The organism is Micromonospora sp. Llam0 (genome assembly GCF_003751085.1).
Classification (GTDB): Bacteria; Actinomycetota; Actinomycetes; order Mycobacteriales; family Micromonosporaceae; genus Micromonospora_E.
In genome coordinates this window covers 1871413-1885102 of record NZ_RJJY01000002.1, presented here as the reverse complement: position 1 = coordinate 1885102, position 13690 = coordinate 1871413, and the positions used below count along the sequence as shown (strand labels likewise).

13 protein-coding genes are annotated in these 13690 nt (G+C 71.8%); 7 read left to right on the top strand and 6 right to left on the bottom strand.

Features of this window, described 5'->3' with window-relative positions:
• The first annotated feature begins 47 nt into the window (after positions 1 to 47).
• The 3 genes from EDC02_RS35795 to EDC02_RS35785 all read left to right on the top strand — a co-directional run bounded on the left by EDC02_RS35795 (position 48) and on the right by EDC02_RS35785 (position 3747).
• The gene (locus tag EDC02_RS35795) at positions 48 to 1160 is read left to right on the top strand and encodes a PP2C family protein-serine/threonine phosphatase (RefSeq protein WP_233606613.1); all 1113 of its coding nucleotides are present in this window, start codon (positions 48 to 50) and stop codon (positions 1158 to 1160) included.
• Between the two features lie 364 nt (positions 1161 to 1524).
• Positions 1525 to 3384 (top strand): acyl-CoA dehydrogenase, encoded by a 1860-nt coding sequence (locus tag EDC02_RS35790; RefSeq protein ID WP_123606538.1) that lies wholly within the window; start codon positions 1525 to 1527, stop codon positions 3382 to 3384.
• 102 nt (positions 3385 to 3486) lie between these two features.
• A complete protein-coding gene (locus EDC02_RS35785; protein WP_123606537.1) occupies positions 3487 to 3747 on the top strand; it encodes a DUF6458 family protein in 261 nt (86 codons plus the stop codon).
• A 13-nt stretch (positions 3748 to 3760) separates the two neighbouring features.
• Here the strand turns inward: EDC02_RS35785 and EDC02_RS35780 are convergent, their stop codons facing one another.
• Positions 3761 to 4261: a histidine phosphatase family protein gene (locus tag EDC02_RS35780; RefSeq protein WP_123606536.1), complete on the bottom strand. Its 501-nt coding sequence runs from the start codon at positions 4259 to 4261 to the stop codon at positions 3761 to 3763.
• A gap of 116 nt (positions 4262 to 4377) precedes the next feature.
• On the opposite strand from EDC02_RS35780, the gene EDC02_RS35775 reads away from it, so the two are divergent.
• On the top strand, positions 4378 to 4665 hold the full coding sequence (locus EDC02_RS35775; protein ID WP_123606535.1) for a DUF6458 family protein: 288 nt from the start codon (positions 4378 to 4380) through the stop codon (positions 4663 to 4665).
• A gap of 88 nt (positions 4666 to 4753) precedes the next feature.
• Here EDC02_RS35775 and EDC02_RS35770 read toward each other — a convergent pair whose 3' ends face one another.
• A complete protein-coding gene (locus EDC02_RS35770; protein ID WP_123606534.1) occupies positions 4754 to 5431 on the bottom strand; it encodes a hemolysin III family protein in 678 nt (225 codons plus the stop codon).
• A gap of 96 nt (positions 5432 to 5527) precedes the next feature.
• On the opposite strand from EDC02_RS35770, the gene EDC02_RS35765 reads away from it, so the two are divergent.
• Genes EDC02_RS35765 through EDC02_RS35755 form a run of 3 tightly spaced genes read left to right on the top strand, consistent with a single transcriptional unit; the run spans position 5528 to position 7810 of the window.
• Entirely contained in the window at positions 5528 to 6220 is a 693-nt protein-coding gene (locus tag EDC02_RS35765) for an allophanate hydrolase subunit 1 (RefSeq protein ID WP_123606533.1), read from the top strand.
• Positions 6217 to 7086: a biotin-dependent carboxyltransferase family protein gene (locus EDC02_RS35760; RefSeq protein ID WP_123606532.1), complete on the top strand. Its 870-nt coding sequence runs from the start codon at positions 6217 to 6219 to the stop codon at positions 7084 to 7086. The genes EDC02_RS35765 and EDC02_RS35760 overlap by 4 nt, the downstream gene beginning before the upstream one ends.
• Positions 7061 to 7810: a LamB/YcsF family protein gene (locus tag EDC02_RS35755; RefSeq protein ID WP_123606531.1), complete on the top strand. Its 750-nt coding sequence runs from the start codon at positions 7061 to 7063 to the stop codon at positions 7808 to 7810. Before EDC02_RS35760 ends, EDC02_RS35755 begins: the two co-directional genes overlap by 26 nt.
• A gap of 34 nt (positions 7811 to 7844) precedes the next feature.
• On the opposite strand, the gene EDC02_RS35750 is transcribed toward EDC02_RS35755, so the two are convergent.
• The 4 genes from EDC02_RS35750 to EDC02_RS35730 form a co-directional block, all read right to left on the bottom strand.
• The gene (locus tag EDC02_RS35750) at positions 7845 to 9680 is read right to left on the bottom strand and encodes an NHL domain-containing thioredoxin family protein (protein ID WP_123606530.1); all 1836 of its coding nucleotides are present in this window, start codon (positions 9678 to 9680) and stop codon (positions 7845 to 7847) included.
• Positions 9677 to 11605 (bottom strand): hypothetical protein, encoded by a 1929-nt coding sequence (locus EDC02_RS39935; protein WP_148083770.1) that lies wholly within the window; start codon positions 11603 to 11605, stop codon positions 9677 to 9679. The genes EDC02_RS35750 and EDC02_RS39935 overlap by 4 nt, the downstream gene beginning before the upstream one ends.
• A gap of 335 nt (positions 11606 to 11940) precedes the next feature.
• Positions 11941 to 12078 carry a hypothetical protein gene (locus tag EDC02_RS41130; RefSeq protein ID WP_199758042.1) on the bottom strand — a complete coding sequence of 46 codons (138 nt, stop codon included), beginning with the start codon at positions 12076 to 12078 and terminating at the stop codon, positions 11941 to 11943.
• Between the two features lie 224 nt (positions 12079 to 12302).
• The gene (locus EDC02_RS35730) at positions 12303 to 13685 is read right to left on the bottom strand and encodes a dihydrolipoamide acetyltransferase family protein (protein WP_123606526.1); all 1383 of its coding nucleotides are present in this window, start codon (positions 13683 to 13685) and stop codon (positions 12303 to 12305) included.
• Positions 13686 to 13690 lie beyond the last annotated feature (5 nt).

Here is a 13690-nt window from a genome sequence, read left to right as displayed (position 1 = left end):
CTCCGTTGGGCCACCGCCACCGATGAGTCATGCTGTTTCGCGTACCCATGCACATCATCCCGATGGGCGGTCGCCGCCCACTCAGCGCTGGTTCCCGCGTCGGCCTCGGCGCGGCCCTCGTGCTGCTCGCGCTCGTCTCCGTGGTGGAGATCGCGGACGGGTCCGGTGTCAACTACGTCGGTCTGGTCGCCGCTGCCCCGTTCCTCGCGGCGGCCTTCGCGACATGGCGGGTGGTGCTCTCCACCGGGGTGCTGGCCACCCTGGTCGGCGGCATCTTCGCGTTGACCGGTCAGATGCTCTCGCTGGCGACCGCGGTGAACGTGGTCGGTATCGCGCTGGCCACCGGGCTGGCGGCGGCGGTCGCGGTCATCCGGGAACGGCAGGCACAGCAGATCGCCGAGCTTTCGCGGCTGGCGTCGGTGGCCCAGCAGGCGGTGCTGCGTCCGCTCGGACCGCAGGTCGGCACGCTCGCCGTGGCCGGACGCTACATCTCCGCCACCGCCGCTGCCGACATCGGCGGTGACCTGTACGAGGCGCTCGACACGCCGTACGGCGTACGCATGATCATCGGAGACGTTCGGGGCAAAGGCCTGGACGCGGTCCGGTTGGCCAGCATCGTCCTGGGTTCGTACCGGCACGTCGCCTATGAGCGGGCCGACCTACGGGCCATCGTGGCGGACCTGGACCGGGCGGTGGCGCGCAGCGTGGGCGACGAGGATTTCGTCACCGCCGCCCTGGTCGAGGAGCGTGGTGGAACGCTGACCATCGTGAACTGCGGGCATCCGGCTCCGCTGCTGCTGCGCCGGGGCGAAGTGATCCCGCTGGAACCGCCGGCTCCGGCGCCGCCGCTCGGTTTCATGCCGGTGGTACGTCCCCGGGTCGAACGTCTCGAGCCGGGTGACCGGTTGCTGCTGTTCACCGACGGGCTGGGCGAGGCACGTCGGGACGGTGCCTTCTTCCCCACCGCGGACCGGGCCTGGCGGCTGCTGGGTCACGGCACCGTCGGCGACGGCCTGGCGTCGCTGGAGACGGCGTTGGTCGAGTGGGTGTACGGGCGGCTCGACGACGACATCGCCCTGGTCCTGATGGAGTACTCGGGCTCCGGGGCGGTGCCCGCCCCGTCCGTGCCGAGTTGGGAGGTCGGCGCGCCCGGCGGCTGACCGAGGTCCCGGGCGGATCAGATCGGCTGGGCGATCGCGAACAGGAAGCTGGTGCCGCCGAGGGCCCGGTGCCGGCCGACGTAGCGACGGCTGGCGATCGGTTCGACCAGTGCGTTGAGCAGGCGGGTGACGGACATCTGTGCCTCCTGATGGCAACTGCGGCGCTTCTTGGGTTTTGCCCAATTTTTGCCTCTTGCACCGGGCAAAACGACCGTATTCCGGACAGGTGACGGCTGGTGGGCCGTCAGTCGCCCGGTTGCTGTCCTCGGTTTGCCAGACAACGTGCTTGTCGCTGGCTACCCGGGAGTAATATAGTGGTGGTTACTGACCAGTAACAGCTGTCCGGAAGCGGGGCCACCACGCGATGACCCACTACAAGAGCAACCTTCGGGACCTCGAGTTCAACCTGTTCGAGGTTTTCGGCGCCGACCGCACCTTCGGCCAGGCGCCCTACGCCGACCTGGACGTCGACACCGCCCGGAGCATCCTCGGCGAGGTCGAGCGGCTGGCCCGCGAGGAGCTCGCGCCCAGCTTCGTGCCGGGTGACCGCAACCCGCCGGTCTTCGACCCGGCTACCCACTCGGTGACCTTGCCACCCGAGTTCCACCGCTCGTTCGAGGCCTTCATGTCGGCCGAGTTCTGGCGGCTGGACCTGCCGGAGGAGCTCGGCGGCACCAACGCGCCACGGGCGTTGTGGTGGTCGCTGGCCGACCTGGTGCTCGGCTCCAACGCGCCGGTCTGGATGTACGCCTCCGGGCCGTCCTTCGCGCACACCCTCTACGTCGAGGGCACTCCGGAGCAGAAGGAGTGGGCCAAGCTCTTCGTCGAGCGGCACTGGGCGTCGACGATGGTGCTGACCGAGCCGGACGCCGGCTCCGACGTCGGCGCCGGGCGCACCCGGGCGATCCCGCAGTCGGACGGCACGTACCACATCGAGGGCGTCAAACGCTTCATCACCAGCGGCGAGCACGACCTCAGCGAGAACATCATCCACTACGTGCTGGCCCGTCCGGTCGGCGTCGAGGGCGCCGGCGGTCCGGGCACCAAGGGCCTGTCGCTGTTCGTCGTGCCCAAGTACCACTTCGACGGGGCAACCGGTGAGCTGGGCGAGCGCAACGGCGTCTTCGCCACCAACGTCGAGCACAAGATGGGGCTGAAGGTCTCCACCACCTGCGAGCTCACCTTCGGTGAGCACGGCGTGCCGGCCAAGGGCTGGCTGCTCGGCGACGTGCACGACGGAATCCGGCAGATGTTCCTGATCATCGAGTACGCCCGGATGCTGGTCGGCGCGAAGGCGATCGCCACCCTCTCCACCGGCTACCTCAACGCCCTCGAGTACGCGAAGAACCGGGTCCAGGGCGCCGATCTGCTGCAGATGACCGACAAGTCGGCACCGCGGGTGACCATCACCCACCACCCCGACGTGCGTCGGTCGCTGATGCTGCAGAAGTCGTACGCCGAGGGCCTGCGCGCGTTGGTCTGCTACACGGCCAGCTGGCAGGACAAGATCAACATCGCCCGGGCGGCCGGCGACGAGGAGACCGTGCAGCTCGCCAAGCGGGTCAACGACCTGCTGCTGCCCCTGGTCAAGGGGTGCGGCTCGGAACGGGCGTACGAGCTGCTCGGCCACGAGTCGCTGCAGACCTTCGGCGGCTCCGGCTACCTGCAGGACTACCCGCTGGAGCAGTACGTCCGGGACTCGAAGATCGACACCCTGTACGAGGGAACCACCGCGATCCAGAGCCTCGACCTGTTCTTCCGCAAGATCGTTCGGGACAACGGCCAGTCGCTGATGGCGATCGCCGGCGAGATCCAGGCCTTCATCGCCGCTGAAGGCGGCAACGGCCAGCTCAAGGAGGAGCGCGCCGCGCTCGGCCGGGCGCTCGGCGAGGTGCAGAACATCCTCGGCGTGATGACCGGCTGGCTCGGTGAGGTGCAGAGCGGCGAGCCGCGCTCGCTGTACAAGGTCGGTCTGAGCAGCCGGCGACTGCTGCTCGCGCTCGGCGACGTGGTGATCGCCTGGCTGTTGCAGCGGCAGGCCGAGGTCGCCCTGACCGCGTTGGGCGGCGACGGGGTATCCGACGCCGACCAGAGCTTCTACCAGGGCAAGGTGGCCGCCGCCCGGTTCTTCGCCAGCGAGGTGCTGCCCCGGATCGGTGCCGACCGTCGGATCATCGCCGGAACCGGACTCGACCTGATGGACCTACCCGAGGACGCCTTCTGAGTAGCTGACCGGAGGTTCCGCCGCCACCGTTTCGGGCCCTCCCCGGCGGGTAGATCAGCAGGCGACCGCACAACTTGTAGCAACCGCACAAGGAGTGCACGCATGGGTATCGGCAGTGGAATCTTCCTCATCGCAATCGGCGCCATCCTGGCGTACGCCGTCCGGGCCGACGTCTGGTGGCTGGACGTGCGGGCCGTGGGCTGGGTGCTGATCCTGGCCGGGTTGGCGATCCTGCTCACCGTGCTCTGGTTCTGGAACGATCGTCGCCGCCGGGCCCGGACGGTCATCGTCGAGGAGAACAAACTGGCCCATCCGGCGCAGATGGTGCCGCCGCCGGCCGAACCGCCGCAGCCGCCCAACTGACCGCGCTGCGCGGTCAGCTGGTTCGGGCCGCCCGGGCGGTGTACGTGTGGGTCGCAGGTGCCGCCTGCGGCCCACACGCCGTCCACTCGCCGGTGAACTCGTGAACGGCGATCCCACAGGTCCGCAGTCCGCTGTCGCTGGCACCGACCGGGTCGAGCAGCGCCGAGGCGTAGGAAACCGTCGGGTTGTGCCCGACGATCAGCACCCGGGACACCGAGTCGTCCAACTGCCGCACCAGGCCGAGCAGGTCGACAGCGGTCCCACCGTACAACCGGGGTTCGAAGCGGGCGGGTGCCGGCGGACCCGCCGCCGATACCTGCTGCCAGGTCTGCCGGGTACGCCGGGCCGGCGAGCAGAGCACCAGCTGCGGCCAGAGCTGGTGTTCGGCCAGCCACTGCCCGGCGTGCGCCGCGTCCGAGTGTCCGCGCGGGGTGAGCCCGCGTTGCTCGTCTGCCATCTGTTCGGGCTGCTCCGCCTTCGCGTGCCGGAGCAGCACGATGCTGCGTCGGGTCATCGGTTCAGCTTGCCTGATTGAGTTCACAAGCGCCTGGGTACATCCGTGCCCGCCGCTACCTCACAAGCGGCATCCGGCCGGCACGACGGTGCCGGCAACAGCCAAGGAGGTACGAAGTGGGCATCGGCGGAAGCATCTTCCTCATCGCCCTGGGCGCCATCCTGGCCTTCGCGGTCGAGGCCGAACTGGGCTTTCTCGATCTGACCACGGTCGGCTGGGTGTTGATGGTGGCTGGCGTGTTCGGGCTGGCCCTGACGTTGTGGTTCTGGCAGAGCCGCCGCCGTACGGTGGTGTCCCGGACCGCGCAGGACGAGCCGGCGCCGGCTGCCCCGGTCGAGTCGGACCGGGTCGTGGAGGAGCAGTACCGGGAGGTGCGTGGCCCGGGCGGCCCGGTGCGGCGGTGATCCGGACCTCGAACAGACCGCCACCCCCCGACGGAACAGGATCGCCGACGATCCCGAACCGGGCGGTCCCCGTCGGGGTGGTGGCGGGTCAGGCGTAGAGCGCGAAGTAGATCGCGATGTGATGGCACAGCGCGGCGACGAGGGTGCAGGCGTGGAAGAACTCGTGGTGGCCGAAGACGGTGGGCCACGGGTTGGGGCGGCGCAGCGCATAGAAGATCGCCCCCACGCTGTAGACCGCGCCGCCGACGGTCAGCAGTACCAGCGCGGTGACCCCACCGCGGTGCAGGATGTCGGGTAGTACCACCACCGCGACCCAGCCGAGGGCGATGTAGAGCGGGGCGCCGGCCCAGCGCGGCAGATGCGGCCAGATCAGCTTCATCGCCACCCCGGCCAGCGCGCCGACCCAGACCACGGTCAGCAGGGTCACGGCGCTGCGCCCGGGTAGCAGGAGCAGGCAGAACGGTGTGTAGGTGCCGGCGATGAAGATGAAGATCATCGAATGATCTAGGCGGCGCATGATCTGGTACGCCCGTTCCGACCAGACCCGGCGGTGATAGAGCGCGCTGGTGCCGAACAGGCCACACACGGTCAGGCTGTAGACGACGCAGCTGACCAGCGCGGTCCAGCCGGGTCGGGTGGCGGCCAGCGCGCAGAGCACGATGCCGCTGACCAGGGCCACGAAGAATGCGTACGTGTGCAGCCAGCCGCGCATCCGGGGTTTGCCGATGTCGACCGGCTTGAGGCGAAGGGGCGCTTCGGTGGTCACCAGACAAGGCTACGGCACCGTAGGTTACCCGCTGGTAGTGAATCACCTCACGTCCGCCTCACGTCCACCTGACGCCCGGCGGCCGACAATGGACCCATGCGGATCTACCCGGTCGGCCGGCACGCGCTACTGCTCGAATGGGCGGCACCGGCTGGCGCCGTGCCACCCGGGGACGGCGAACCCGGCCCTGTCGACGCTTGGCGCGCCGAGCTGAGCCGGCGCCGCGAACGCGGCGAACTGCGGGCGGCCGAGATCGTCCCCGGAGCCCGGACCATCCTGCTCGACGGCCTGCCGGACCCCGCGCTGACCGCCAGCCAACTCGCCGGCTGGCGACCGGCGGCGGCCGAGGCGGTCGCCGACACCGGACGGCGGATCACCGTACCGGTCCGGTTCGACGGCCCAGACCTGGCCGACGTCGCCGGGCAGTGGGGCATCGCCGTGGCCGACGTCGTGGACCGGCTGACCCGGATCGAGTTCACCGTGGCGTTCTGCGGCTTCGCGCCCGGCTTCGGATACCTGACCGGCCTGCCCAGGCGGTGGAGCGTGTCCCGCCGGGCCACGCCCCGCCCCGCCGTCCCGGCCGGCTCGGTGGCCCTGGCCGGTGAATACGCCGGCATCTACCCGACCGCGTCGCCCGGCGGCTGGCAGTTGGTCGGGCGTACCCACCTGGTGCTGTTCGACCTGGACCGGGAGCCGCCCGCGACGCTGGCCCCCGGCACCAGGGTCCGGCTGACCGCAACCGGGCCGGCCATACCGCAGGCACCGGCCGGGACCGGGACGGACCGATGATCGAGGTGATCCGGGCCGGCGCGCTCACCACCGTGCAGGACCGCGGCCGGTACGGCTGGGCGCACCTGGGCGTACCCCGGGCCGGTGCGCTCGACCAGCCGGCGTTGGCGCTGGCCAACCGGCTGGTCGGCAACCCGCCCGACGCCGCCGGCCTGGAGATCACCCTGACCGGCTGCACGCTGCGGTTGCGTACCGGCGGCTGGGTCGCACTCGCCGGGGCGCCGGCAACGGTCCGGATCGCCGGCCGGTCCGGTGGCTTCCTCACCTCGACGCCGGTGCCGCCGGATGCCGTGGTCGAGGTCGGCCCGGCCCGGTACGGCGTCCGCAGCTATCTCGCGGTCGCCGGCGGGATCGCCGTACCGGCGGTGCTCGGTAGCCGGTCCACCGACACGCTCGCCGGCATCGGACCGCCGACCGTACGCGACGGCGACGTACTGCCGGTCGGCACCGCACCGCCGCCAGCGGCATTGGTCCGAGCCACAGCCGACGCGGTGCCCTGGTCCGCGCCGGCCGTCCCGGTCCGGCTCACCGTCCGGCTCGGGCCACGGGCGGACTGGTTCACCGAGGAGGCGGTCCAGCGGCTGCTCACCACCGGGTACGAGGTCAGCCCGCTGAGCAACCGGATCGGTGTCCGACTGACCGGCGCTCCGTTGACACGGACCGTGCGCGACGAACTACCCAGTGAAGGGTTGGTGCTCGGCGCGGTCCAGGTGCCCGCCGACGGACAGCCACTGGTCTTCCTCGCCGACCATCCGACCACCGGCGGATACCCGGTGGTCGGTGTCGTCGACGACGTCACCCCGCTGGCCCAGGCGCGGCCCGGTACTACTGTGCGGTTCCATGGATCTCAACGCGGACCTCGGTGAGGGCTTCGGCGTCTGGCGTCTCGGCGACGACGAGGCGTTGCTGGACGTGGTGACCTCCGCGAACGTCGCCTGCGGTTTCCACGCCGGCGACCCGGTGACGATGCGCCGTATCTGCACGGCCGCCGCCGAGCGGGCCGTCGCCGTCGGAGCCCAGGTCGGCTACCGCGACCTGGCCGGCTTCGGGCGGCGGCGGATCGACTACCGCTTTGACGAGTTGCGCGACGACGTGCTCTACCAGATCGCCGCGCTGGACGGCTTCTGTCGGGTGGCCGGGACCCGGGTCCGCTACGTCAAGCCGCACGGCGCGCTGTACAACACGGCCTGCGTGGATGAGGCGCAGGCCGCCGCCGTCGTCGCCGCGGTGGTCGACTACGACCCCGCGCTGCCGGTCCTCTGCCTGCCGGGCTCGGTCCTCGGACAGCTCGCCGCCGGTGCCGGGCTGCGGGCCGTCGCCGAGGGTTTCGCCGACCGTGGCTACCTGCCCGACGGTCGGCTGGTACCCCGATCGGACCCGGGCGCGCTGCTCGGCGACCCGGACAGGGTCGTCGGGCAGGCGGTGTCCCTGGCCCGGCAGCACAGTGTCGCCGCCACCGACGGCAGCACCGTTGCCTGTCCGGTCGAGTCGATCTGCCTGCACGGTGACACTCCCGGCGCGGTCGAGTTGGCCGGACGGATTCGCGCCGCACTGCGCGCGGACGGTCAGCGCCTCGCCGCCTTCGTCTGACTGCCGGCCAGCCGGCAGCGGTAACGGTCAGCGGTCAGTGTGCGTCGACTCCGCGCAGGATCAGCGGCAACCGACCAGCCCCGGCCGGGTCGATCCGTACCGGCACTCCCCAGTCCTGCCGGGTCAGGTGGCAGGCGGCGTGCTCGGTGTCCGCGTCGCAGGTCGCCGCCTGGGCGACCACCTGCAACACGCCGGCGGCCACCGTCGGGTCGACGACCAGCCGCCGGGTCAGCCCGGTGTCGCTGCCTGCCCCGTCGAGCAGCAGTTCCGGTGGGTCGGCCGAGACCTCCAGCCGGGTCGCCGGGCCGAAACTGGCATCCAGCTTCTGGCCGGGCGCCGGAGTGAACACCACCTCGAGCGACAGTTCACCCGGTGCGATCAGCGTCGGCGGACGCTCGGTGCGGCGCCGGGCACCGACGACCGTGGCGCCGGCCGCCGACAGGGCACCCGGGGCCAGCCGGGTGAGCCGGTGCGCCGCCGACTCCACCACCCACACGGTGCCGTCCGCGGTCACCAGTACGTCACTCGGCTCCGCCAGACCGTCGGTCACCGTGGACACCCGGTCGGTGGCCGGGTCGTAGCGGCGGACCGCGCCGTTGTAGGTGTCCGCCACCAGCACCGAGCCGTCCGCGAGTGCGCACACACCGAGCGGGTGCTGCAGCAGCGCGTCGGTCGCCGCCCCGTCGACCTGGCCGAAGTCGAACAGGCCCTGCCCGACGACGGTACGCAGCTCACCGTCGGCGAGCCGGCGCAGCGCACTGGTCTCGCTGTCGGCGATCCACAGCTGGTGGCCGTCGACGCTGGTGGCGAGGCCGGACGGCTGAGCCAGCCAGACGTCCGGGATCGGGCCGTCGCGCAGCGACTCCACGGTGGTGCCGGCGTACATGCCGGCGGTGCGGGTCACCGGGTCGAACCACCAGAGCTGGTGGATGCCGGCCATGGCGACGATCACCTTGCCGTCGTACCAGGCCAGGTCCCAGGGCGAGGAGAGGTCGACGGCGCGGGCGTCGTGCGGGTGGTAGTCCACCGTCGAGCGCCACTGGCGGCCGGAGCCGGCAACCGTGTGTACCTCCCCGGTGGCGTACCGCAGGCCACGCAGCAGATGGTTGACGGTGTCCGCGACCACGATGTCGTACCCGGCCACGGCGGCGACGTCGGCCGGTAGCCGGAGCAGCCCCTGCGGTTCGCTGAACGTCGCGGACCGGGCGGATCCGTCGGCACGGCCGCGCTCGCCGGTGCCGATCCGACGACGGACGGTCTCACCGTCCGGTTCGAGCTCCACCAGCTGATGCCGGGCCGAGTCGGAGACCAGCAGAGCGCCGTCGTCGAACGCCACCGCCTTGCCGGGGAAGCGCAGGGTGGTGTCGGCCGGCGTCGGCGGCAGGTACGGGCCGTCGCCCCGGCGCAGCGTGCCCTTCGCCTCGTGCGTTCGGATCAGCTGGTCGATCTCCCTGGCCAGACCGTCGGCGTGTCCTTCGCCGGCCATGGTGGCGACGACGTAGCCCTCCGGGTCGACCAGTACCAGGGTCGGCCAGGCCCGTGCGGCGTACTGCTGCCACATGTCCAGCTCCGGGTCGTCGAGCACCGGGTGGCTCACCCCGTACCGCTCCACTGCGGCCGCCACCGCCGCCGGATTCCGTTCGTGGGCGAACTTCGGCGAGTGCACCCCGATCACCACCAGGACGTCGGCGTACTTCCCCTCCAGCGGTCGCAGTTCGTCGAGCACGTGCAGACAGTTGACGCAGCAGAAGGTCCAGAAGTCCAACAGGACGATCCGCCCACGCAGATCCCGTAGGCCGAGTTCACGGCCGTCGGTGTTCAGCCACTGTCGACCGTTCAGTTCGGGTGCCCGGACGCGGGGTGCGGTCACTCGGTGGCTTCCTCGCCGGCGTCGGCACTGCTCTGCGGGTCCGGTTCGGTCGCGGCCGCCTGCAGGCAGAGGACCTGGGCCCGGCCCGAGTCCGCCGGGATCTCGATGTGCGGGGCGGTCGGGTCGTCGCACTGCTCGAGCTGATCGACCTTGGCGATGACCTGGTACACGCCCGGCTCGGCGCAGTTGGCCGGTGCGGCGGTGTTGCCCGACTGCTTCACACAGTCGCCGACGGCCGGATTGAACGGCTGCTCCCCGGGCCGGGTGATGAGCCAGACCAGTGACATCGGGATTCCCACCAGCAGCACGGCTGCGACGAAGACCGCGACGAGTACCCGTCCGTTGCGGACCTGGGGGGCCGGCTCCGCTTTGGCCTCCTCAGCGGCCGGTTCTGCCGCATCCGGCCGGAACGCGTCGAACCGGTTCTGTTCCGGATCGGACGGCTCCCACTGGCCGGCCGGCGGTGCGCCGTCGGCGGCCGGTGCCGCTCCTTGCTGGCCGGGGCCGGGCGGGTGCTGCCGGCCAGCCGTGTCGGGACGGTTCCAGTGACCCGCCCCGGCGTTGCCGGAGTCGACGAGATCACCGTACGGCGGCGCACCGGCCGGTCGGTATCCGTGCACCGGCTCCGGCGGTGAGCTGGGCTGGATGTGCGCCCCGGTGCTCAGGTGTGGCAGCGCGAGCGCAGCAGCGTCGGGACCGGGGCCGTCCGGTGCCCCGTCCGGCGTCGGTCGGGCACCGAACGGCGGTGCGACCTGGCCGGGACGGCGCGGTGTCAGCGGAGGCAGCCCGGGATTGTGCTCCGGCATGGGGACCGGCGAGCCGGGTGGTGCGAACGGAACGCCGTTCTGGCCGGGCTGCTGGGGCCGCTGGCCGAACTGTTCGGGGTGCTGCTCGGCGGCTGGTGCGGCACCACCGGCCGGCCGGCCGTAGACGCGGGGTTGGGCCGGCGCCCGACCGGTGGGCAGCGCCGACGGGTCCGTCGGCGGGGCGACTCGGCTGGTGCTGGGCACGGCCGCGGTGGCGGTCACCGCTCGGCCGGTGCTGCCGGCTGTCGCGGCCGCCGGACGGTGCTGCTCGACCCCAGGACCAGCCGGTACCGGCGGTCCGGCGGCTGGCTCCGGGCCGCCGGCTTCGCCGCCTGGTTGCCCGGACCCGGGAAAGCCCGGGCGGGCGTCGGCAAGTGCCGGGTCAGGGTACGGACCACGTTGTTGCGGTACGGGCGGAGCCTGCTGCGGCGGTACGGGCGGAGCCTGCTGCTGTACGTGCGGGGCCTGCTGCGGCGGAACGTGCGGAGCCTGCAGCGGATCGGGCGGCATCGGGGCGCCGCCGAGGGCGGCCGCCAGTGACGCACCGGGCACCCGGGTCTCCTGGGGCGGCAGTGGCGTCGGGCCGGACGGTGAGAACGGTAGCGCCCCGCCGGGCCGTGGCGACTCCGACGGCGGCCCCGGAGCGAATCGCGGTGGTTCCGGCGGCTCGGGTTGCTGTTGCGCATCCGGTCGGCGGAACGGCTCGGGTTGCTGTTGCGGCTCCGGCTGACGCTGTGGCAGTTCGCCGAACCCTGCGGCAGCCGGCGGCACGGCGGGGGGTGGCGGCGCGGGAGCCGGCGTCACGGGCCGCTCCGGGTCGGTCCGCCAGGCTTGCTGGGGCGACCAGGGCTCGGCCGGCGGAATGCCGGGTGCCGGAATGCCGGGTGGGGCGGGGTAGGGCGGCGGCGCCGGGTAGCCAGCGCCGCCCGGATGGTCGCCGAATCCGGTCCGCCAACCGCCACCGGCCGGTGCCCACTGCTCGGACTGGTGTCCGGCACCTGGGTCGCCGGGATCGGGTGCCGCGCCGCGTTGCGGCTGGCTGCTGCCGTATGGCGCGGGTCCGCCGACACCCGCCTCCTCCGGCTCCTGGCCGGGATGCTGCGTGCCCTCGGACGTCATGTGCGCCTCCTCCATGACATGTCAGCCGCGCCGGTGCCGCCGACCTGGCTGGTCGGTCGACCAGGGACACCGGTGGACCGGCCGGGCGGGCTCACCCGACCTGCGGTGGCTCTGCTGCCACCGTGGCCAGGCGGGCCCGGCTGGCTGTCTGCACTACCAGCCTGGGTGTGCCGGCTGGCCGTCCGGCGGCTGCCGACCGGTTCTGGTCTCCAGCGCGCCGGATCGACCTGACGGCGACCGAGCCCACCGTACCGGGCGATCCCGCAACGGAGGAATCCTGGTGCCGTCGAAGTGGCGGAGGTGTCGCGGGACAGCGGACCGTGACGGCGGTCCGTTCAGCTGTGGTAGCGCTGTGCGATGGCGCGGATCTCGTCGCGTACGGCGGCCGAGTCGGTGGAGCGCAGCGCCCGCTCCAGTGCCCGGGTCCGTCGGCTGGCTTCCCGGTGGCGGCGGATGCGATCGATCATGGACATGGTGCTCTCTCCTGTGGATCTTCTGTCGACCGCTTCGGCGGTCAACTCAAGTGAAGCGCGCCAAGCTCTCGGTTGCCAATGATTCTTAGGTGAGAGTCGCCACTTGCCTAAGAATCCATGATCTACCCGGGTTTGGCCCGAGGATAATTAGGACCATACGAGGAACGGCGTCGCCACCAGTGACGGTGGCGACGCCGTTCGTAGTCGCGTCGAGTGTCGGTTGATCAGGTCCAGGCGAGCAGCGCCGCCTCCGGGTCGGTCAGGAACGCTCCGACGTCGCGCAGGAAGGCGGAGCCGAGTTCGCCGTCGATGATCCGATGGTCGAACGACAGCGCCAGGGTCGCTACCTGGCGTATCCGAACCTTCTCCTTGTGTACCCAGGGTGCCTTGCGGATCGTGCCGATCGCGAGGACCGCCGCCTCGCCCGGCGGGAGGATCGGAGTGCCACTGTCCACTCCGAACACCCCGACGTTGGTCACGGTCATCGTGCCGCCGGCCATGTCGGCCGGCGCGGTCCGCCCCGCCTTCGCGGTCCGAACCAGGTCGGCCATCGCCTCGGCGAGTTCCCGAGTGGTCAGCCGCCCAGCGTCCTTGATGTTCGGCACGATCAGGCCCCGCTCGGTCGCCGCCGCGATGCCGAGATTCACGTACTCCTTGACCACGATCTCGTCGCCGGCCCAGGTGGAGTTCACCAACGGGTGCCGGCGTGCCGCCAGCAGCATCGCCCGAGCCACCATCAGCAACGGCGAGACCTTGATCCCCTGCCAGCCGGGCTGGCTCCGGATTCGGTCCAGTGCCTTCACCGATCTGGTCAGGTCGACGGTGAGGAACTCGGTGACGTGCGGCGCGGTGAACGCCGACGCGACCATGTTCTCCGCAGTCAACCTGCGTACCCCTTTGACCGGGATCCGCTGTTCGCGGTCGGAGCCGGACAGCGGTGCGACCGACCCGGCCTGCGCCGACCCGGCCTGCTCGCTGGCCCGGAGCACGTCGTCCCGGGTCACCGAGCCGAGCGGACCGCTGCCGGGCAGCCCGGCCAGGTCGACACCGAGGTCCCGGGCGAGTTTGCGCACCGGCGGCTTGGCCAGCGCTTTCGCCACCGGCTCGGCCGGACCAGGTCCGGCCGGCACCGGTTCGGCGGGCTGGGCCAGTTCGCCCGTGGTGCGGCGCGGCCGGCGCTTGGCCGCCGTGGTCCGCGGGCCGTAGCCGACCAGCACGGCGGTCCGACCACCGGGGGCCGGCCCGCCGATCATGCCTGGCTCGATCGCCCCACCGGGCGGCGGGATCTCCGGCTGCGGCGCTTCGGGTCGGGCCGGCGCCGGCGCCGGCGCCGGCCCGGTCGGTTCAGCGCCGGGTGCGGCCGGCTCGGTGTCGATCGCGATGATCGCCGTGCCGACCTCGACCGTGGCGCCTTCCGGATGGAAGATGGCCTGCACCTGCCCACCCCATTTGGCGGGGATCTCCACCGCGGCCTTCGCGGTCTCCACCTCGACGATCGGCTGGTTCAGCTCGATGACGTCGCCGACCTGGACGAGCCACTTGAGGATTTCTCCCTCGGTGAGGCCTTCGCCGAGATCGGGCAGGTCGAACTGTTTGATCCGAGACATCGGCG